Raw genomic sequence first — 19,591 nt, 5'->3', positions numbered from 1 at the left:
CGGGAGTCTGAATGCAGTTGGGTGATCCGGGCAGCCAGGCCATTTCGGCCTGGCAGTCCCACGCCGAGAGCGCTCAAGCCTGGCTAGCGCGCCACTGTGAGACGGCGCCACAGCCCGGAGGGGCACGTATCACCGAGGGTGTGGTGCTGTGGCAACATGGCCAAGAAGCGTGGCTACCAGTGGCCCTGTGGCCTAGCAGCGGTGACGGTCAGGAACTCCTTGAGCTGGCTGATAACGTGCGCCAAGCTGGCCGCGGCCTGGTCAGCCAGCTTGCTGATGGCGTGCTGGGTATTGGCTATCCGGTAGAGGATCTCACTGATGAGGCCTCGTCATCGGCGGTTGGGGTTGGGCTGCTAGGTGCGGTTGCGCTTCGTGTCAGTCTGCCCGCGGCTCAGCGCGACGACGCGCAGGCGCAGTCGTCGTTGATGCCGCTGATGCAGCGGCTCGAAGAGGGGGTCGCGGTACTCCAGCGAGACACATTGCAGCGCTACCACCGTGACAGTCGTCAACGCCAGCAGGCGCTTTCGCGGCACCTCGACCTGCTGGCTGCTGTGCTCGCCGAAAATCGCTTCAATGCCGCAAGCATGCAGTTGGTGACTCGCCTGGCGTCGCAGCTCAGCTGCGAAAGGGTGTCGTTGGGCTGGCGGCGCGGTAGTCGATGCCGTGTGGTACAGGTTTCCCATAGTGCCCAGTTCAATCGCAAGATGAACCGCATTCGTGCCACCGAGGCAGCGATGGACGAATGCCTCGATCAGCGCGCCAGTGTGGCGATGCCGCCCCCGGATGACGATGTCGATCAGGTATATGCCCACCGCGTGGTGCTTGCCCATCGGGAGCTGTTGACTATGAGCGGTCTTCAAGCGTCGCTCAGTGTGGCGTGTCTTGATGATGGCAAAACCCTGGGAGGTGTGACGCTGGAGCGCGACACGCCGTTCAGTGCTAGTGAGATTACCGAACTCGAGAGCCTGATGGCGCTTGTCACCCGGGCGCTGGAAGAGAAGCGCCTCAATGACCGTGCCCTGCCGATCAAGCTGGTGGCAGCACTGGGCAATCAGATCAAGCGGCTGCTTGGACCGGGGTATCTAGGCTACAAGCTTGCGGGTCTGTTGCTGGTGGGGGCAGTAAGCTTTGCCGCCCTGGCAACGGGCCCCGAACAAGTTGCCGCCGATGCCACTCTCGAGAGTCTCCAGCAGCAGGTGCTGGCGGCCCCCTTCAGAGGCTACATTGACAATGCCTTGGTGCGCCCTGGCGATACTGTGGAGCTTGGGCAGCCCCTGGCCGAGATGGATACCCGCGAGCTGGTGCTCGAGCAACTGCAGTGGCAGAGCGAGCTTGCCAAGCTCGCGCGCCAGGAGCAGCAGCAGCGTGCCGCCGGTGATCGTGCCGCGGTCAATGTCATTGGTGCCCAGCAGGATCAGGCCCAGGCGCGTCTCGAACTGGTCGAGTCACGCCTGGCACGGGCCTCGCTGGTGGCCCCCTTCGCGGGACGGGTGGTCAGCGGCGATCTCACCCAGCGCCTGGGCGGAGTGGTCGAGCAGGGCGAAGAGTTGTTCAGGTTGTCGCCGCTGGATGCCTATCGCATCGAGCTTGAGGTGCCTGAAGGCCGCATAGACGCAATTGCTGAGGGGCAGCAGGGGGAGCTAGTGTTGGCGGCTATGACCGGAGAGCGTTTTAACTTCGAAGTGGAGCGGCTGACCCCGCAGACTCGCAGTGCTGATGGCAGTAGCCGCTTCGTGGTTGAAGCCAGCCTGGAGAGCAATGGGCGTGAGCTGCGTCCTGGGATGCAGGGGGTAGGCAGGATCGAGGTCGGCGAGGCGCGCCTGATCAGTATCTGGACCCGCGAGCTGGTCGACTGGCTGCGGCTGACGCTGTGGCGATGGTGGGGCTGACGTATGACCAGTCCGCTGTTCAGCCAGCATTGGCACCGCGTCGCCGAGCTACGCCTGCGCCTGCGCCAACACACTACCTTGCACCGCCACGAGTATCGTGGTGAGCCTTGGTACGTGCTTTACGATAACATCACCGGCCAGGTACATCGTTTCACACCCGAGGCCTACCAGATCATCGGCAGGCTGGATGGCCAACGCACGCTGCACGAGATATGGGAGCAGGTTAGCCATTCTCTAGGCGACGCCATGCCGACTCAGCATGAGCTTGTGCAACTGATTGGCCGCTTGCACAGTGCCAATGTGCTGGCAGGCGACGGCGAGGTGGATGTCGACGAACTGGCGCGGCGTCAGACCCGTCAGCGGCGCAGTAAGTGGCTGCAGATGCTGCGCTCTCCGCTGGGCATCCGTATCCCGTTGGTTGACCCCGAACGCTTTGTGGCCGCCAGCTATCCCCTGGTTAGACCGCTGATCAGTCCGATTGGCGGACTGCTGTGGCTGGCGACGGTGGCCAGCGCTCTGCTGCTCGCCGCCATTCATTGGTCGGCGCTCACTGAAAACTTGGCAGACCGCGTGCTAAGTGTCGGTAACTTGCTATTGCTAGTGCTGATATACCCGCTGATAAAGGTGATTCACGAGCTCGGTCATGCCTGGGCCACCAAGGACGCCGGTGGTGAGGTGCATGAAGTGGGCATCATGCTGCTGGTATTCTTTCCGGTGCCCTACGTCGATGCCAGCGCCGCGGCGGCATGCCCTGACAAGTCGCGACGCATGCTGGTGGGGGCCGCAGGCATTCTTGTCGAGGTGTTCCTGGCGTCGCTGGCAATGTTCGTCTGGGTCATGGCAGAACCCGGTATATTGAGGGCGCTGACCTTTAATGTGATGCTTATCGCCGGGGTCTCAACGCTGTTGTTCAACGGCAATCCGCTGTTGCGTTTTGACGCCTATTACGTGATGGCGGACTATCTCGAGATTCCTAATCTGTTCAACCGCGCCAACCAGCAGGTCAGCTATTTGGTCAAGCGATACCTCCTGGGGCGGCGTGAGGTCACCAGCCAGGCGGAGACGCGCCGCGAGAGCTTCTGGCTGGTGAGCTATGCGCTAGCCTCGTTCGCCTACCGCCTGGTGATCATGGTGTTCATTGCGGTGTTCGTTGCTACTCGCTACCTGTTTGTGGGGATCATTCTTGCTATCTGGTCGATCTCCATGACGCTGCTGCTCCCTCTAATCAAGATGTTGAAAACGATGATTGCTGATGACGCTCTGGAAGGATCGCGTGGCAAGGCCTGGAGCTGGCTGCTGATCACCCTGGCAGGGCTGGCACTGTTTCTGTTCATGGTGCCAGCACCTTACGCCACTAATGTGCATGGGGTGGTGGATACGGCCGCCCCTAACCAGCTGCGGTTGGGAGCTAGCGGCGAACTCAGGGTTCGTCACGCCGACAACGGTATCGAGGTGCGCCGCGGCGAGACTCTGATGGAGCTTAGTGCCCCCGAGTTGGGCACCGAGGTGGCGCTGCTCAAGGCGCAGCGCCGCGAGACTCTTGAGCGGCTTACCGCCAACGTCGGCGATGCCGGTGAGTTAGCGATCCTGCGCGAGACCCTGGCACTAGTAGAACGTCAACTTGAGGATGCCGAGCAGAGGGTCGAGGCCACCCGTGTGGTCAGCCCGCGGGATGGCCTGCTGCTGATGCCCGAGGGCGAGCCGCCGCTGGGGATGTATCTAGAGCGCGGCGCCGAGGTCGGTGCCGTGGTGCGTCCCGAGGATTTGCGCATTCGCGCACTTCTGCCTACCCATCGCGCTGAAACCGTGCGTAGCGATGCCACTTCAGTGGCGTTGCGCCTACCGGGCAGCGACGCAACCTTGGCATCGCACCTGCAGTGGGTGTCGCCTAGATCCACGTTTGAAATCCCCAGTGAGATACTAACCCGCGACGGCGGTGGTCAGGTTGCCCTGAATCCACAAGCAGAGCAGCCGCTAACCGCCTTTCGGCGCCACTATCTGGCCGACTTCAGTGCCGAGGCGCTGGTGGATAACGCCTCGATGCTGCAGCTCGGCAGTCGCGTCCATGTCCGCATCGAGCACCCCTCCGAGCCGCTCGGTTACCGCTTGTGGCGCAGCCTGAGGCGCGCCTTCCTGAGGCTTTTCGATGTTTGACGAGGGCGCTGAATGGCACTGCTGAAACTGCCTGCCGATGTGATCAATCGGCCGGAACGTCGTTTCGAACCGCCGGGCAGCCTGGAGCCAGCCTGGCAACGTTTACGCGCACGGCTATCCTGGCCGGGGTGGCTGCGTTTGCTGGCCAGACGCGCCATGCTGCCGCTGATCCATCGTCATGCGCGTCGCGTGGCTGAACTCGATGCCGCCGGGCTCAATGCCTATCGCGATGTCCTACGTTGTCGGCTTCTGGCAAAGGGGATATCTCCCTGGCGCACCGCCGAGGCTTTTGCTCTGATTCGCGAAGTAGCCTGGCGTGAGCTGGGCATGGCACATCACGACGTCCAGCTGTTGGGGGGCTTGACCTTGCTGGCGGGGCAGGTGGCGGAGATGCAGACCGGTGAAGGCAAGACCCTCACGGCGACCCTGCCGGCCGCCACGGCGGCGTTGGCAGGCATCCCGGTTCACCTGGTCACCGTCAACGACTATCTAGCCGGTCGCGATGCCGAGTCGATGCGTCCGATATACACTGCGCTGGGACTCAGCGTTGGCGGTATCGTCCACGACTTGAACCCGCGACAGCGACGCGCCGTCTATGCTGCCGATGTGGTCTACTGCACCAACAAGGAACTGCTGTTCGATTACCTCCGCGATACCCAGCTACTGGGCAACGACCGTCGCCCGCTGATGGCACAGGCGGCACGCCTCCAGCAGCGCCTCGATCATCGTCGCCTGCTGCTGCGCGGGCTACATTACGCGATCATTGATGAGGCTGACAGCGTGATGCTCGACGAAGCAGGCACACCGTTGATCCTTTCCGGCCCTGCTCCTCAGGATGCCCTCGATATGCAGCTGATAGACGAGCTGCTGGCACTGGCCGGGGACTTCGTCGAAGGGCTCGACTTTGTCCGTGAACAGGCCGGGCTGCACCTTACCGACGTCGGCCGTGAGCGGCTTGAATACCAGGCAGAGTCGCTGTTCGCCAGCAACAATGAGAGCAGCGGCTGGTTGGGACGCTCGCGACGCGAGTGGTTGCTGCAACAGGCGCTGATGGCGCATTACCACTTCCAGCGTGACCATCACTATTTGGTGCGTGACGGTAAGGTTCAGATCATCGACGAGCATACCGGACGGGTGATGGCCGATCGCAGTTGGGAGAAGGGGCTGCAGCAAATGATCGAGCGTCTCGAGGGGTGCGAGCCCAGTGATCCCAACGTCACTCTGGCTCGGCTGACCTACCAGCGTTTTTTTCGACGCTATCATCATCTCGCTGGGATGACCGGCACCGCCCATGAAGTGCGCCACGAACTGTGGCGCACCTACCGCCTGAGAACGGTGCCGATTCCTCCACACCGCCGCAGTCGGCGGCGGTGGCTCGGCCACACCTGTGTCAACACCATTATTGAAAAGTGGCAGCGCGTCGCGGTGCATGCTCGACAGCGCGCCGACCAGGGCCAGCCTGTGCTGATCGCCACCGTCACCCTCGGCGAGTCGGAAGCATTGAGTGCCGAGCTCGACCGACAGGGGATCGCGCATACTACACTCAATGCCCGCCAGGATGCCGAAGAAGCAGATGTGGTGTCGCGCGCAGGTGTGGCCGGGGCCATCACCGTGGCCACCAGCATGGCCGGTCGAGGCACCGATATTGCCCTCGATGCGGCGTCCGCTGCCGCGGGCGGCCTACACGTGATCATTGCCGGTCATCACGACGCGTCTCGGGTCGACCGCCAGATCGCCGGGCGCTGTGCGCGGCAGGGAGATCCTGGCAGCGTAGAGTTTATCGTTAGCGTCGAGGATGGGCTGCTCGACGAGTTCGAAGATGATTGGCAGCCCTTCTCGGGCAGTCCGGTAGCGCGGCTGCGGCGCGCCCAGTCGAGGCGCGAGGCACGTCATGCTAGATCACGGGCGCGTATGGCGCGCAATGACTGGCGCGAAGATGATCTGCTTGGGTTTAGCGGAAAAGGTGAATAACGCGAGGAGAGCTAAGGTGAAAGCAACGCATACACATCTCTTGTACTGGTGCGCGTCGCTGGCGGCGCTGGCTGGAGTACCCACTGCCCATGCCGAGACAGGTGAGACGCTGGGTATCGAGGACGTCAGCTGCCTGGTTGAGCCGAGCCGCCTGGCGACGCTATCCAGCCAGTTGCCGGGGATAGTCGATGCGATTCAGGTCGCCCCCGGCGAGAGCGTCGAGCGCGGCGATACTTTGTTCACGCTGAAGCGAGAAGTGGAACAGGCCAGCCGTCGACTCGAGGCAGCGCGGGGGGACTATGCTTCGCGACGTCTACAGCGTAATCAGCGAATGATCGAACAGGGTATGCTCAGCGATAGCGAAGTCGATGAGCTGACGACAGATCTACGCCTGGCGCAACTACAAGGCGAGCTGGCCAGTGCTCAGCTTGACCAGCGCACCAGCCAGGCTCCATTCAGCGGGATGATTACCCAACAGCATGCCGAAGAGGGTGAATACATTGATGCTACCCCAGTGCTAGAGCTGGCTCAGTTGAACCCGCTTAAAATCGAAGCGGTGCTACCTTTGGCGGCCTATGGTGCAGTATCTGTCGGCGATGTACTTGAGGTAGAGCTGGCAAGTCCGGTAGATCGGTCATATAGCGCTGAGGTGTTTCAGGTCGACAGCATCATCGATGCTTCCAGTGGTACCTTCATCATCCAGTTGATACTCGACAACCCCGACGACGAAATCCCGGCCGGGATAAACTGTCGGTTATACTAATATTGTACTTTGCGCATCGCCGAATTCATCAAATTGCTTGAATTAAAAAAGCGATAAATGACTGTTTCGAGTTCTATGGACATTGCTATCAAAGGGCGTTCAACAGAGGCTAACTTCTTTAGTAATTCAGCGATGATACTGCCCAGTAACAGCGACACCTCTTCAATGTAAAATCGCTGCGATGAGGTGAGCCAAGGCAAGATCGATAACGATAATGAAGAAAAACCTTATACCTGATACTTAGATGTCTATCGTCACGGAGTCCATGGATCCGTGACCGGAGTGCAATTTAGACATTGGTCGAAAATGTGCTCTATGCAAGCTTGGTGACAGTTTGACCCTCTAGATTCTTGGTTACCGGGCACGGCCCCGGAAACAATCTAACAATGAGGATTTATACGCCATGTTCGATCGATTCACTTTAAAAACGCTGGCAGCGAGTGCCGCGGCGGCTATGCTGGCTTCTCTGGCGATGACTACCCCGGTGGTGGCGGATGACTATCCGGATCGTCCCATTGATCTGGTGGTGGGCTTTGGGACAGGGGGGAGTGCCGATCGCATGACTCGCGCCATGTCCAGTCACCTTGCTGAAGAACTCGGGGTGCCTGTGCGCGTCACTAATCGCCCTGGGGCTGGCACTCAGGTCTCGGCGAACTACATTCTGTCACGTCCAGACGACGGCTATACCGTCTACGCTTCTACCTTTGCGCCATATCTGTCCAACACTATCCTTACCGGGGGCGCTCAATACGGCATCGAGGACTTCTCCTTTATCAACTTCCAGTGGTTTGATCTGGACCTGATTGCCGCTAATAAAGACAGTGGCTTCGAAGACTTGCCTTCGTTACTGGACGAAATTCGCGATAATCCCGGCGAAGTCCGTGGCTCGGTGGTGCAGGGTTCTGCGGGCCACCTGATGGTGCGTATGCTACTGGATGAGGCAGGCATCCCTCAGGATAATCTCAACTTGGTGACCTATAACAGCGGTGGCGAGGCACGTTCTGCGGTAGCTGGCGGTCAGGTACATTTTACCTCCATCAGTGCCGAGGGCAGCGAGGGGATCCGCGAGTTCCTGACACCGTTGGCCATCGTTAATGAGGAGCGCATTGATCAGTGGGATGCCCCCAGCATTAATGAAGCCCTGGAGCCGATGAACCTGGAGGTTCCGGTATTGCAGGGCTCCATGCGCGGCTTCGCGGTTACCAGTGAGACTGAGCGCCAATACCCGGAGCGTTACGAGGTCCTCTCTGGGGCGATCCAGAACGCCCTGGCACGCAAGGAGGTCCAGGATGAGCTGGAGTCCAGTGACATTGGTGGGGTTTGGGTTGGGCCCGAGCGCTCCAACGAACTGATGCGCACCAACTTCGAGGTCTTCGATAAGTACGCCGACCTGCTCAACTGATCCTTCCTGCGTGAATGCACCCTGGCAAGCCTGCCGGGGTGCTTGGAGTTGTCATATGTCCGTCAATAAACGCGACTATGGGGACCTGCTGGTCCTCATGGCTCTGGTCGGCTTTACACTGTGGTATCTGCTGGATGCTATCCGCGTCTCCTCGTCCGTTCAGAATCTGCTGTTGATACTGCCGCTTTCCATTGTGGTGCTGGTTATCGCGGCCTTGGAGGTTGGGCTGCGCCTCAAGCGGGGCACCCTGCTGATCCGAGAGGAGAGCGAAGGTGAGGCGCTTCATCGCACCCTGCCGGTGGTAGGTCTGTTCGCCGCCTATGTGCTCTCCCTGGAGACCCTGGGCTTCGACGTGGCCACGGTGCTCTTTATCGCTGCCTTTCTGGTGATGAAGGGCGAGCGCCACTGGCCGCTGCTGGGGGGCTACAGCCTGGCCTTCGGGTTCGGCGTGGCCTTCTTCTTCGCGCAGATGCTGCCCTATCCCATGCATATGCTGATCCTACCGGGCTAAGGGGGTAACACCATGATCGATTTCGTCGCCGTCGAGCAGGGGTTGGCTCTGCTCTTCACGAATTTTTCCCCCTGGTTGGTGGTGGTGCCCGGTATCGTCATCGGGCTGATCTTCGGTGCCACGCCGGGATTGCAGATCTCCATGGCCATGGCGATCTTTTTACCGATGACCCTGTACATGGATTTCGTCCAGGCGATGCTCTTCCTGACCGCCATTTTCACCGGGGGCTCCTTCGGGAGCGGCATTCCAGCGATATTGATGAATATCCCTGGGACCTCCTCGGCCATCGCCACTGCCTTCGACGGCTATCCCATGGCGCGCCAGGGCCGGCACAACCAGGCCCTGGGTGTGGCACTGGTGTCGTCGGTGATCGGCACGCTGATGGGCTACGTCATTCTCTTGGTGATGATCCAGCCGCTTTCCTTAATGGTGCTGAAGCTGGGCCCCGCGGAGATGTTCGCGGTGATCCTGTGGGGTATGACGCTGATCGCCAGCCTAAAGGGCGAGCAGGTACTCAAGGGCCTGATGGCTGGCTTCGTGGGGCTGTTGATTGGCACCATCGGTTTCAATGAGCTGGGCATGGCGCGGGGCACCATGGGGCAGACCTATCTGCTCGACGGGGTGCCGGTGATTCCTGCCATGATGGGCATGTTCGCGGCCTCGGAACTGTTCAAGCTGGCCAACAAGGAGTTTATCGTCGAGTCGAAAGCCTCCCGCAAGGTCAAGCTTTCAGAGATATTCCAGGGCTTCAAGCTGGCCCTCAGCTATCCCTGGGTGATGATTCGCGGCGGCCTGATCGGGGTTTTCGTGGGGGCAGTACCCGGAGTGGGCTCCTCGGTTTCCAACCTGCTCTCTTACGTGGAGACCCAGCGCCGCGACAAGGATCCAGACTCCTTCGGCAAGGGTAACCCCAAGGGCGTGGTGGCCTCGGAGTCGGCCAACAGCACCTCAGAGGCGGGCTCCATGGCCACCCTGCTGGCCCTGGGTATTCCTGGCGGCGGTGCCACGGCGGTAATGCTGGCGGCCTTCGCCATGCATAACATCACCGGCGGCCCACAGTTTATTCGCCAGCAGACCGATGTGGTCTATGCCATTATCTTCGCCAACTTCGCCCAGGTGTTCCTGCTGTTGATCATCGGCTTGCTGTTTATCCCACTGCTGGCGAATATCATCAAGGTGCCGATGCGCTACCTGATACCCTCGGTGCTGGTGCTGGCAGTGATGGGTTCCTTCGGCCTTACCGGCAACATGACGGGGCCGGTGACGGTCCTGGTGTTCGCAGTGGTCGGCTGGCTGTTCCGTCACTACGGCTATTCGGTGCCGGCGGCGGTGATCGGCATGCTGCTGGGAGCCATGGCGGAGAAATCCCTGCTGCACTCCTACCAGATCAGCGGCGGCGACCTAAGCTACATGCTGGAACGTCCTGTGACACTGATCATTCTGGCCCTGCTGCTGGTGTCACTGTTCGGTAAGCGCTTGCTGGGGTTGTATAAACGCTCCAAACCATCGGTTACCCCGGAGTGATGCTTCGCACCACCATGCTAACGCTGCTGGTGGGTGGCCTGGGAGGTGTTGTCGCCTCTCAGGCTTCCTTGCCTTTGGCCTGGATGCTGGGGCCGCTTTTTCTGGTGCTGGTAGCCTCCCTGGTAGGGATGAAGGCAGGGGTCGATAAACGCCTGCACCGTAGCTCCATCGCCATGCTCGGCCTTTTTATCGGCAACCGTATTGATCTGGCGGAGCTCTCGCAGCTTGCGGCCTGGTACCCGAGTGTGCTGGCCATGCTCGGGTATATGGCCCTGATGCTGGTGGGCGGCCGCTGGCTCTTCTCGTTGAGTGGTATGAGCCGGCTCAGTGCACTGTTCTGCTCGTTTCCCGGCAGCATGAACGGGGCGCTCATCATGGCCGATCGCATGAACGTTGATGTGCGGTGGATCGCCATTACGCATGCCATTCGTTTGGTGATGGTGGTGACAGCGGCGGTAATGATGGCCAGCTATTTGGTCGGGGGAGTGATGCTGGGTGAAGGCAAGGCGATGAGTTGGTCGGGGCTCTCCTTGTTGGCTCTGGCGCCGGCTTGCTGGTGGCTGGGGCGTCTTTTGCACTTGCCGATACCGGAGTTCCTTGGCCCTATCGTCGTTGGCACGGCGATGTCGAGCCTGGGTTATGGCGTCGTGCTGCCGGACTTGCTACTGATCCTCACCTTCCTGGTGCTGGGCAGCTCGATCGGCTCGCGTTTTGCAGGCACCCAGTGGTCTCGATTGATCGAAATAGGGCGCTACGGGTCTTTGTTCGGCCTCTACGCCGTGGCGATGGCGCTGCCTATTGCCTGGTTGGTATCACTTCTATTCGACCTGCCTTTTGCCGCTGTGCTCTTGGCGATGTTGCCTGGCGGCGTGGGAGAGATGGCGGTGATTGCCGTCGCTTTGGATATCGACCCCGTCTATGTGGTCTCCCACCATGTGCTAAGGCTGCTCCTTTTGATCGTGCTTACCCCGCCGCTGATTGCTTGGGCGCGTCGTCGCCGTGCCGCGGGGGAAAGATGACCATGACCGTTAGCCCCTCGCCCGGAGAGCTAACAAAGTTGAGGCGGGCACCATGGGCTTGGGCGACTTCGTCGACGATGGCAAGACCCAGGCCACTACCGGGAGTGTCTGGGCTGGCGCGGTAGAAGCGCACGGTGAGCTGTGACAAATCCTCAACGGCTACCCCCACCCCGTCGTCGGAGACGCTCAGCGCCGGTGCCCCATCCTGCTGGAAGACGCGCACTCGAATGGTGCCTCGGTAAGAAGCTTCGGCGCCGGCGTGCTGGCTGGCATTCTCGATCAGGTTCTGCATCAGCCAGCGCAACCGCACTGGGTCACCGAGCACTTCGCCGGTTTCTTGCTCGATGAATTCCAGCTCCTGGCCGCGCTGGTAGATGCGAGCGGCTGCATCGGCACAGGCTTCCCGACAAACCTCACCGAGGACCACGGGTGTTAGGACCTGGGTATCTACCAGCTCGTGGCGGGTCTTGGCCAGGGTTAACAGTTGTTGCACCGTATAACCGGCCTCCTCTGCGATTCGCTCGATTTCTTCAAGCTGGCGGCGAAGTGCCGGGTCGGAACAGTGGCGCGCGGTGACCTCGGCCAGGGCACGAATCTCCGAGACAGGGGTTCGTAGCTGGTGGGAGACATCGGCATTGAATTGCTGCGTGTTGCGGATGCTCTGGCGCATCCGTGCCATCAAGCCGTTGATGCTGGTGATCAGGGTGTTGACCTCTCGCGGCACCGGGGTCTCGATGGCATCCAGGTCATTAGGGGAGCGCTGACGCAGCGCGCGGCTGACAGATCGCAACGGTGCCAGGCCGCGATGGATCGCTAGCATGGCAATAGTCACTGCGAGGAGGCCGCCCACAGCGGTGAGCGCCGAGAGGGTTAGCAGGAACTCGTTGATGAGGCTCTCGCGGGCTTCAGTTGATTCGGCGACGATCACCTCGATGCTGCCAATATGGGTGGCGCGGACGACTGGAAAGCTAAGCGCCACGGCGCGCAGCTCGTTTCCGGCAAAGGCGGTATCATAGAAAACCGGCCTGGTGGCGTTGGTCGGGGGACCTTCTAGTCCCTCGAAGCCGGCCAGCATGGTGTCGGCATCGTCTTGGATGCGGTAGAAAATCTTGCCTTCGCCGCGGCTGCCCAGGGTGCTGATGCTGAAGTAGTGCATATTGATGCGCAGCTCGCCATCAACTGAATGGATGCGCCGCTCTATCCGCTCAGCGGCATTGAGCAACATGGCATCGAAGGTCTCGTTGATCTGACGTGAGAGCACCACCTGGCTCAATATCAGCGTCAGGATGCCTATCAGAGTGAAAGGCAGGCCGATCCACAGCAGCAGGCGGGCGCGAATCGAGGTCATGGGCCGTGGTTACCGGCATCTAGGAGATAGCCCAGGCCACGTACGGTGCGCAGTTGGGCGGCGTTGCCGATCTTCTTGCGTAGCCGTGAGATATAGGTTTCAACGGCGCTGTGGGTTATCGCATCGTCCAGGTCGGAGAGGCGGTCGATAATTTGGTTTTTGCTGACCAGCCGCCCCTGGTTGATCAGCAGGTACTCCAGCACCTCCCGCTCGCGGCGATGCAGTGCCACCGTCTCGCCATTCGCCAGCACGCTGGGGCTGTCCTGAGGCAGCACCAGGCCGCCGCACTGCAGGCTGCTCTCGCCGAACTGCTTAGCGCGGCGTACCAAGGCTTTGGCCCGGGCTACCACCTCCAAAAGCGAGAAAGGCTTACCCAGGTAATCATCGGCGCCTTCCTCTAGGCCCAGTACCCGCTGATCAAGGTCACCCCGGGCCGAGATGATCAGCACCGGTGTGTTGTCGTGGCGGGCACGCAGTCGGCGCAGCACCTGGATGCCATCCAAGTTGGGCAACCCGAGATCCAGTAGGACCAGGTCGAAGGAGAGGTGGCGAAGCCACTGTTCGGCGGCCTGGCCATCGTCGCAGGCCTCTACTTGAAAGCCTGCCTCGGTTAGGAAGGTCGTCATAGATGAGGCCAGGTTGTTGTTGTCTTCGACTATCAGAACTTTCATGGCACTTTCCGTGATGCGAGCGCATGGCGGCACATTTCCCATCCTGATGGGACTGCCCCGACCCAACTGCATCGATGAGGCAATGGCTGGCGCATGCGCAGAGCTTTTTAGAGCCATGATAGCAGCAACAGAGTCGGAAGCGTGATGATGCTCAGTGAAAGGGGACGAGTGAGCAGGACCGTCCAGCCGTTCTGCGAGACCACAATGATATGATGAAGGTTATGCTCGGCCTGGGACCCAACAGGACATCCATTAAAACGGGTGCCCCGCTATCTTCCCCATATCAGGGCCTCATTATCCTGGCATAGAGCGCGCAGTCGTTGACATAGCATTCACAGGCGGCCTCGATCAGGCCTGGCCGGTCAAGCACGGTGATGGCGCCACGGTGATAACCAATCAGGCCACGCGCCTGCAGGGCGATCGCCGCCATTGTGACGCCTGCCCGTCTGACCCCGAGCATCATGGCGAGAAACTCATGGGTCAGCTGCAGTTGATCAGACCCTGCTCGATCCTGGGTCATCAATAACCAACGCGCTAGACGGGCCTCGATTTGATGAAAATGGATACAGGCAGTGGACTGAGCCAGCTGATTCATGGCGACGTAGAGGTATTGGTTAAGTCGCTGATGTAGGACGGGGCTGTCGAGTAGCCGACGTTGGAAGTTGGTGGCACTGATGCGAAACGCTGAGCCTGCGCCTTGAACCAGGGCAAGCAACGGCGCCTCGGCGACGCCCAGTATCAGGGAGCTCCCCAACATGCCTTCGCGGCCAGCCATGGCCACTTCCAGTCGGCTGTCGTTATCGATCACAACAATCATCGAAATAAAACTGTCGATAGGGAAGTAGACGTGGGCGATTGTGTCGGTGGGTTGCAGCAGTACATCGCCAAACGTCAGTTCGACGGTCTCACAGTCGGCCATAAAGGCATTTCGTTCGACTTCCGGGAGCTCTGCTAGCAGTTGATTAGCATCGGGAGCGTGCAAAATAGACGTCATGCGCCTCTCCGGTTATAAAACCTGACAAGCGGCACAATGAGGGGAAATATCATTTCGATGTCGGCTGCAGATTGAGACCCCGTCATCAGATGACCTGACGGTATGGCGGCATATTAACATTCGGTAAATCAAGCGTCGGCACGCTAGCGTACATAACCCATTAATGGTTATTTGTTAGCCGCTTATGCTCATGCCACGTGATGGTGGTTGAGCAGACGGTCGTACTCGCGCTTGACCACCGCATAGCACTCGCAAACACGCGCCTCCAAACCAGGTCTGTCGGTAACGGTAATGTGCCCACGGTGATAAGAAATGAGGCCCGCCTTTTGGAGTTTGCCGGCTGACTCGGTAACCCCTTCACGACGCACACCCAGCATGTTGGCGATCAATTCTTGAGTCATGACCAGTTCGTCGCCTGTTAGCCGATCGAGGCTCAGCAACAGCCAGCGACATAGCTGCTGATCGACGCTGTGATGGCGGTTGCAAACGGCTGTTTGCGCCATCTGTGTTAGTAACGCCTGGGTATAGCGCAACAGTAGCCGCTGCATGGGGCCAGCGCGATAGAACTCATTTTTTAGCACCTGTCCTTTGAGTCTATAGGCATCGCCAGCGCTTTGGACGATCGCGCGGCTAGGGGTCGTTTCACCCCCCATGAACAGCGAAACACCTACGACACCTTCATGCCCTACGACAGCGATTTCTGTCGAGGAGCCGTTCTCCATCACGCACAGCAGCGAGACAATAGAATCAAGCGGGAAGTAGACATGGCTCATCTGCTGGCCGGATTCGCACAGCGATTGTCCAAGCTTAAGCGTCACCTTTTCCAGATGCGGCATCAGGCGTGTCAGCTCCTCTTCTGGCAGTAACCCAAGCAACGCATTTTTTTTAAAATCCTGCGGTTGAAACATTGGACACATCTCCTAACCCCCGCGGTTGCAAAGTGTATGGCGCCAATCGGTCCCTGAGGCAGCTGTCAAAAAAGCGTCTTGATCACAGTCCTGTTTAATCGACATGTATAGCCTCAGTATAATTGACGTAAGGGCGTACTCTGTACGCCAGCGCACATAGGGCGATGGGATCAGGCCTATTAACCGCGGCGCGGTTAGCTAATGGTGGGCCAGGCGCTGGCCTCACACATATTCATCCCCCAAGTTCGCCAGCGCACGGTCTGCCAAGGGTGTATTGCTTAATATGTTCACCAGTGTGGCAACGGAGTTGCCTAGACAGGATGTTGCACTTTGCGCTGCAGGACGCAGCGCGACCCTTTCCGATATCGTCGTTGACATATTCCGCACGATTGTTGGTACTCCACTCGCGTTAAGCGTTGGTCAGTAAATGATCCATAGGCGCCTGACATAATGATTCTGTTGATTCAGCCGTATTGGAAAAAAGGCGCTGTGCGTTCGGTTGCGTACAGAACTAGGGCATTTTTCTCCCTTATGGTCAAAAAAAGCAGTGATCATCGCCAAAATAATAATCCGTAGGTGATTAAAAATAAGGGCCTTGGTTTCACCAATATGGAGCCGGTCCATGAGTTGGGGAGTCATCATGCAGAGCGGCAGCAGTCAAAAAGGTGGTATTCAGGCGTTAGAAAATATTGTCGAAGAGCAACATCCAGATACCCGGTTGCGCGACGCTGAAACTGCCTTGCAGGCCACGACAGAATGGGCTCAGGCGACATTGAACTCAATTGGCGACGCGGTAGTGACGACCGATCTTGAGTGTCGAGTTACCTACATGAATCGTGTTGCTGAAAAACTGACCGGTTGGCCACATCTTGAAGCGCTCGGTAAACCCTTGGTTGAGGTGCTAAAGCTATTCGATGGGCAGACGCTTAAAGCGGCCCCCAACCCGGCGCAACGGGCCATGGAAGAGAACCGCACCGTTGGGCTCGCCATGGACTGCGTGTTGGTCCGTTATGATGGAAGCCAGCTAGAAATAGAGGATTCAGCGGCACCGATTCATGACCGCAACGGCTATGTAACGGGGGCTGTGATCGTATTTCATGATGCTGACCACTCACCGACCCAATGCGCTAAGCTGGCGTATCAGGCGCAACACGATGACCTGACGGGGCTGGCCAACCGTGTGCTGCTCTCAGAACGCCTCTCTCGGGCTATCGGGCTGGCAAAACGGAACCAGCATCAGGTGGCTTTGATATATTTGGACCTGGATGCCTTCAAACCCATTAATGACTTGCTTGGCCATGCCATTGGTGACTGTATCTTGAAGGAGGTCGCGAGTCGTCTCAGTGACTGTACCCGCGCCACTGACACGGTGTGCCGTCAAGGGGGCGATGAGTTCGTAGTGCTGCTGAGCGAGATAGAGAAGCCGCAGGATGCCGCCAGGATCGCCGAAAAAATCCTGGCGGCGCTAGCACAGCCTTACAAAATCGATATTCATTGGCTGAATATCACCACCAGTATTGGCATCAGCCTTTATCCCGATGATGGCATAGATGGCCCTACATTGCTCAATAATGCTGATACGGCCATGTATCACGCCAAAAATAGCGGTGCTAATCATTACCGTATGTTCAGGGCCGACATGGCCGCTGTAATCGTCCGATATAGCCATATAGAGTCTCAACTGCAGTTGGCGCTAGCAAGCAACGCTCTTTTCATCGACTTCCAACCCAAGATCGATATCGCGACCGGATACCTGTGTAGCGCCGAAGCGCTGGTTCGTTGGCGCAACCCGTCACTGGGGCTTATGCCGCCCTCGGCGTTTCTTCCCGTTGCGACAGCCTGCGGACTCATCGTGCCGATCGGTCAATGGGTGCTAAGCGAAACTTGTCGTCAGTTAAAGGCATGGCGAGAGGAGGGCATCGATATCGTGCCCATCGCGGTGAATATTTCGGCGGTAGAATTGCGCGATAACACACTGCCTGCCCGTATTGCCGCTATTTTGGCCGAGACGCGGATAGAAGCTCATTATCTAGAGCTAGAGGTGGCGGAAAGTAGTCTGATGCATCATTTTTCCGAAGAATCGAAGCTGACGCTGAAGGCGTTGAGGCAAATGGGCATACGTATCGCCATTGATGACTTTGGGGCAGGCAGCGCCAGTCTTAAACAGTTAAGGTGCTTTCCCATTGATACGCTGAATATCGATGCCTGTTTTGTCCACGATATGCTCGACAACCCAAGAAGCGCCAGTTTCATGAAGGCCCTCATCAACCTTGGTCAGAACCTGGCCTTGCGCGTTATTGCCAAGGGAGTCGAGACCCAGTTACAGCTCGACCAGCTCAAGGCAGAAGGTTGCAACGGTGCCCAGGGGTTCCTATTCAATCAGCCGCTGTCCTCAAGCGACTTTCGCGCATTACTCCTCTCAGATCAGCTGGGTCAGGTAAGTCGCTATCGGTTGCCAACTACCTCTCCAGAGGCCAATAGGTGGTAGCGGAATAAAGCCGTGCTTAGAAAATCACAACTGACGGATAAAGCGGCGAAGAGGCCGATCCGTTTCCGTTTGGCGACCCCAACGATATCTTCGATCCCGCTTGCGGCAACTTTACACCGGTGGGTACGGATTAACTGCTGACTCGTGAAATCGATAAAGAACAAACGGCTCTGGAGGTGGCAGGACGGGGAAGGTAACTCCTTCTCCGAATCGAGTGCAAAGGGGCTAATTGATAACTTCAGTCGCAAAGCATGAAAAAATCGGCTAAAAAGGGTGAGACTGGTTAGCCAATAAGACTGGCAGACAAGCCAGCTCGGCAATTTATAAGGGACTTTGTATGCCACAGCCTTTTAACACGGCTAACGCGTCGGGCCTGCGAAGTCGTTTTAAGCGTGACCACCATGTCACACTGAAAAGTCTGCGCAGCGAAAAAGTACGCCTGTTATATGACAGCTTGTGGTCGCCTGTACTTGCCAGCGTGCTGGCTGGCATATTGCTGGTGGCTGCGCTCTGGCCGGTCGTGGCGCACTGGAAATTAATCGGCTGGCTGGCACTGTTAGTCGTGGTCTCGGGCTTGCGCCTGAGCCTGGCCTATCGCTTTCAACGCTTACCGGCCCTGGAACAGCGGCGTCAACGCTGGCTGCGACGGTTTAGCATAGGCGCCATCTCGGCGGGTGGCGTATGGGGGCTGGGTAGCTTTGCGCTGTTCACCGGCGATCACCCCGGCCAGTTGGCGGCGCTTTCGATTGTGGTCGCCGGTATCTCCGCGGGTGGGGTGACGACGCTCTCAGCTATCTGGTGGGTGGCGCTGGGGTTTGTTCTGCCTATCATGCTGCCGCTGATGCTGCAGTTTTTTCTGCTTGGGTCGTCGCTGTCGTTACTGATTGGCTCGATGCTGGCGCTGTTTCTGGGGCTGATCGTCGTGACCAGCCGCCGTTTGAGCCGCATCATCCACGATAATATTTCGCTGCGCGTCAACATGGCGTCCCGCGAGGCGCAGTTGATGGAAAGCGAAGACCGCTACCGGTCGATTTTTGATCAGTCGCCGCTTGGCGTGCTGCACTTTGACGATCAGGGCACCATTACCGACTGTAACGGCAAGCTACTGGAGATTCTTGGCGTTGAGCGTGGTCAGCTGATTGGTTACTGCCTGCTGGCGCCAAGTGCGGATAAAGCGGTTGCCCGAGCGGTAAGCGACGCCCTGCGCCAGGGAACCGGCTACTACGAGGGGACTTATCAACTCCCCAACGCCTCTGCAGGCACTCCGCTGCGCGCCTTTTTCAACGGGGTGCATAGTGCTCGCCAGGAAATGGTCGGTGGGGTGGCCATGATTGAAGACTTCACCGAGCGCAAGCAGCACGAGGCGATTATTTACCGCCAGGCCTACTACGATGCGCTGACCGACCTGCCCAATCGGCGCATGTTTATAGAGCGCCTGGAAACGCTATGCACCGATGATCAGTATGCCAGCGGGCTGCTGCTGTTCATGGACCTGGACCGTTTCAAGCTGATCAACGATACCCTGGGTCACGCTGCCGGTGACGACTTGCTGATCCAGGTGGCACGCCGCCTGGCAGGCTGCCTGCATGAAGGCGATATGGCGGCACGGCTGAGCGGCGATGAGTTCGTGCTCTTGGCCTTGACCACTACCACCACGCCCAAGGCGCTGGACGACTGGGCTGAAGACTATATGCAGACCGTCCAGTTAGCCCTGTCAGCACCTTATCGGTTGGAAAGTCATTCGGTAGAGGTGACACCGAGCATGGGATACACCTGCTTTCAGTCCAGCGGCTGCGAGCATGGTAAATTGCTGAAAGAGGCCGACCTGGCCATGTACAAGTCCAAGACGGAAGGGCGCGCCCAATGTCGACGTTATCAGCCGTGGATGCTGGATGAAGCGCAACGGCTGGCCAATTCCCAAACGCCTGCTGGCGAATCGACGAGTTGAA

General features: G+C 58.8%; 14 protein-coding genes. 10 read left to right on the top strand and 4 right to left on the bottom strand.

From position 1 onward, the window contains the following. The first annotated feature begins 11 nt into the window (after positions 1-11). The 8 genes from BMX75_RS14410 (at position 12) to BMX75_RS14375 (ending at position 11,233) form a co-directional block, all read left to right on the top strand. Positions 12-1,889: an efflux RND transporter periplasmic adaptor subunit gene (locus BMX75_RS14410; protein WP_092829074.1), complete on the top strand. Its 1,878-nt coding sequence runs from the start codon at positions 12-14 to the stop codon at positions 1,887-1,889. A 3-nt stretch (positions 1,890-1,892) separates the two neighbouring features. Continuing rightward, positions 1,893-4,043 carry a site-2 protease family protein gene (locus BMX75_RS14405; protein ID WP_092829072.1) on the top strand — a complete coding sequence of 717 codons (2,151 nt, stop codon included), beginning with the start codon at positions 1,893-1,895 and terminating at the stop codon, positions 4,041-4,043. A 12-nt stretch (positions 4,044-4,055) separates the two neighbouring features. Continuing rightward, complete coding sequence (locus BMX75_RS14400; RefSeq protein ID WP_092829070.1) at positions 4,056-6,014, top strand: preprotein translocase subunit SecA; 1,959 nt, start codon at positions 4,056-4,058, stop codon at positions 6,012-6,014. A 16-nt stretch (positions 6,015-6,030) separates the two neighbouring features. Next, entirely contained in the window at positions 6,031-6,777 is a 747-nt protein-coding gene (locus BMX75_RS14395; RefSeq protein WP_245748570.1) for an efflux RND transporter periplasmic adaptor subunit, read from the top strand. Positions 6,778-7,180: 403 nt separating this feature from the next. Continuing rightward, a complete protein-coding gene (locus BMX75_RS14390) occupies positions 7,181-8,179 on the top strand; it encodes a Bug family tripartite tricarboxylate transporter substrate binding protein (RefSeq protein ID WP_092829066.1) in 999 nt (332 codons plus the stop codon). A 55-nt stretch (positions 8,180-8,234) separates the two neighbouring features. Further along, positions 8,235-8,690 carry a tripartite tricarboxylate transporter TctB family protein gene (locus tag BMX75_RS14385; protein WP_092829064.1) on the top strand — a complete coding sequence of 152 codons (456 nt, stop codon included), beginning with the start codon at positions 8,235-8,237 and terminating at the stop codon, positions 8,688-8,690. A 12-nt stretch (positions 8,691-8,702) separates the two neighbouring features. After that, positions 8,703-10,214: a tripartite tricarboxylate transporter permease gene (locus BMX75_RS14380; protein ID WP_092829062.1), complete on the top strand. Its 1,512-nt coding sequence runs from the start codon at positions 8,703-8,705 to the stop codon at positions 10,212-10,214. Beyond that, entirely contained in the window at positions 10,214-11,233 is a 1,020-nt protein-coding gene (locus BMX75_RS14375; protein ID WP_092829060.1) for an AbrB family transcriptional regulator, read from the top strand. Before BMX75_RS14380 ends, BMX75_RS14375 begins: the two co-directional genes overlap by 1 nt. Here the strand turns inward: BMX75_RS14375 and BMX75_RS14370 are convergent. The 4 genes from BMX75_RS14370 to BMX75_RS14355 form a co-directional block, all read right to left on the bottom strand. Then, positions 11,178-12,581 (bottom strand): sensor histidine kinase, encoded by a 1,404-nt coding sequence (locus BMX75_RS14370; protein WP_092829058.1) that lies wholly within the window; start codon positions 12,579-12,581, stop codon positions 11,178-11,180. The two genes, BMX75_RS14375 and BMX75_RS14370, sit on opposite strands and share 56 nt — an antisense overlap. Continuing rightward, the gene (locus tag BMX75_RS14365) at positions 12,578-13,252 is read right to left on the bottom strand and encodes a response regulator transcription factor (protein WP_092829056.1); all 675 of its coding nucleotides are present in this window, start codon (positions 13,250-13,252) and stop codon (positions 12,578-12,580) included. The genes BMX75_RS14370 and BMX75_RS14365 overlap by 4 nt, the downstream gene beginning before the upstream one ends. Positions 13,253-13,535: 283 nt before the next feature. Further along, positions 13,536-14,246: a Crp/Fnr family transcriptional regulator gene (locus BMX75_RS14360; RefSeq protein ID WP_092829054.1), complete on the bottom strand. Its 711-nt coding sequence runs from the start codon at positions 14,244-14,246 to the stop codon at positions 13,536-13,538. A gap of 188 nt (positions 14,247-14,434) precedes the next feature. Continuing rightward, positions 14,435-15,154: a Crp/Fnr family transcriptional regulator gene (locus BMX75_RS14355; protein WP_092829052.1), complete on the bottom strand. Its 720-nt coding sequence runs from the start codon at positions 15,152-15,154 to the stop codon at positions 14,435-14,437. Between the two features lie 622 nt (positions 15,155-15,776). Here BMX75_RS14355 and BMX75_RS14345 point away from each other — a divergent pair. Together BMX75_RS14345 and BMX75_RS14340 are read left to right on the top strand one after the other, a co-directional pair. After that, positions 15,777-17,642, top strand: coding sequence for a putative bifunctional diguanylate cyclase/phosphodiesterase (locus tag BMX75_RS14345; protein WP_092829048.1), 1,866 nt, complete (start codon positions 15,777-15,779; stop codon positions 17,640-17,642). 337 nt (positions 17,643-17,979) lie between these two features. Continuing rightward, positions 17,980-19,590, top strand: a complete 1,611-nt coding sequence (locus BMX75_RS14340) for a sensor domain-containing diguanylate cyclase (protein ID WP_092829046.1) — start codon at positions 17,980-17,982, stop codon at positions 19,588-19,590. Position 19,591 lies beyond the last annotated feature (1 nt).

The sequence above is a fragment of the Vreelandella subterranea genome (assembly GCF_900111305.1).
GTDB lineage: Bacteria > Pseudomonadota > Gammaproteobacteria > Pseudomonadales > Halomonadaceae > Vreelandella > Vreelandella subterranea.
Note: the sequence above shows the minus strand (reverse complement) of the source record. Positions and strands in the feature narration are given on the sequence as shown.

Bases quoted from the DNA above. Each gene is read 5' to 3' on its own strand.
- BMX75_RS14375 (WP_092829060.1), top strand. From the start codon at position 10,214: ATGCTTCGCACCACCATGCTAACGCTGCTGGTGGGTGGCCTGGGAGGT.
- BMX75_RS14410 (WP_092829074.1), top strand. From the start codon at position 12: ATGCAGTTGGGTGATCCGGGCAGCCAGGCCATTTCGGCCTGGCAGTCC.
- BMX75_RS14390 (WP_092829066.1), top strand. From the start codon at position 7,181: ATGTTCGATCGATTCACTTTAAAAACGCTGGCAGCGAGTGCCGCGGCG.
- BMX75_RS14400 (WP_092829070.1), top strand. From the start codon at position 4,056: ATGGCACTGCTGAAACTGCCTGCCGATGTGATCAATCGGCCGGAACGT.
- BMX75_RS14355 (WP_092829052.1), bottom strand. From the start codon at position 15,154: ATGTTTCAACCGCAGGATTTTAAAAAAAATGCGTTGCTTGGGTTACTG.
- BMX75_RS14360 (WP_092829054.1), bottom strand. From the start codon at position 14,246: ATGACGTCTATTTTGCACGCTCCCGATGCTAATCAACTGCTAGCAGAG.
- BMX75_RS14345 (WP_092829048.1), top strand. From the start codon at position 15,777: ATGAGTTGGGGAGTCATCATGCAGAGCGGCAGCAGTCAAAAAGGTGGT.
- BMX75_RS14405 (WP_092829072.1), top strand. From the start codon at position 1,893: ATGACCAGTCCGCTGTTCAGCCAGCATTGGCACCGCGTCGCCGAGCTA.
- BMX75_RS14385 (WP_092829064.1), top strand. From the start codon at position 8,235: ATGTCCGTCAATAAACGCGACTATGGGGACCTGCTGGTCCTCATGGCT.
- BMX75_RS14365 (WP_092829056.1), bottom strand. From the start codon at position 13,252: ATGAAAGTTCTGATAGTCGAAGACAACAACAACCTGGCCTCATCTATG.
- BMX75_RS14370 (WP_092829058.1), bottom strand. From the start codon at position 12,581: ATGACCTCGATTCGCGCCCGCCTGCTGCTGTGGATCGGCCTGCCTTTC.
- BMX75_RS14340 (WP_092829046.1), top strand. From the start codon at position 17,980: ATGCCACAGCCTTTTAACACGGCTAACGCGTCGGGCCTGCGAAGTCGT.
- BMX75_RS14380 (WP_092829062.1), top strand. From the start codon at position 8,703: ATGATCGATTTCGTCGCCGTCGAGCAGGGGTTGGCTCTGCTCTTCACG.